Origin of the sequence: Acinetobacter sp. NIOH-H-8 (assembly GCF_046635365.1) — a bacterium.
Lineage (GTDB): Bacteria > Pseudomonadota > Gammaproteobacteria > Pseudomonadales > Moraxellaceae > Acinetobacter.
Genome location: NZ_JBHDVN010000142.1, coordinates 1 through 513, shown reverse-complemented (window position 1 = coordinate 513; position 513 = coordinate 1). Strand labels below are relative to the sequence as shown.

At 47.2% G+C, this 513-nt stretch carries 1 protein-coding gene; it reads left to right on the top strand.

Going from position 1 to position 513, the window contains the following annotated elements; translation table 11 throughout:
- Positions 1-361, top strand: a 361-nt coding sequence (gene tnpA, locus ACEWB7_RS17465; RefSeq protein ID WP_411581018.1) for an IS200/IS605-like element IS200F family transposase, incomplete at its 5' end; no start/stop codon positions are given.
- Positions 362-513: the final 152 nt, after the last annotated feature.

Here is a 513-nt window from a genome sequence, read left to right as displayed (position 1 = left end):
GCGTAGAGCGGTAGGCAGCATTTTAAGGAAACTATGTGAGTGGAAAAATGTGAACATTCTGGAAGCGGAATGCTGTGCAGATCATATCCATATGCTTCTGGAGATCCCGCCGAAGATGAGTGTGTCGAGTTTCATGGGATATCTGAAGGGTAAAAGTAGTCTGATGCTTTACGAGCAGTTTGGGGATCTAAAATTCAAATACAGGAACAGGGAGTTCTGGTGCAGAGGGTACTATGTCGATACGGTGGGTAAGAATACGGCGAAGATACAGGACTACATAAAGCACCAGCTTGAAGAGGATAAAATGGGTGAGCAATTATCGATCCCGTATCCGGGCAGCCCGTTTACGGGCCGTAAGTAACGAAGTTTGATGCAAATGTCAGATCGTATGCGCCTGTTAGGGCGCGGCTGGTAAGAGAGCCTTACAGGCGCATCAGAAAAACCTCCGGCTATGCCGGAGGATATTTATTTACCCTTTGTCTCAATCTTCGGCGCGGATTCCTGAAATTTTGC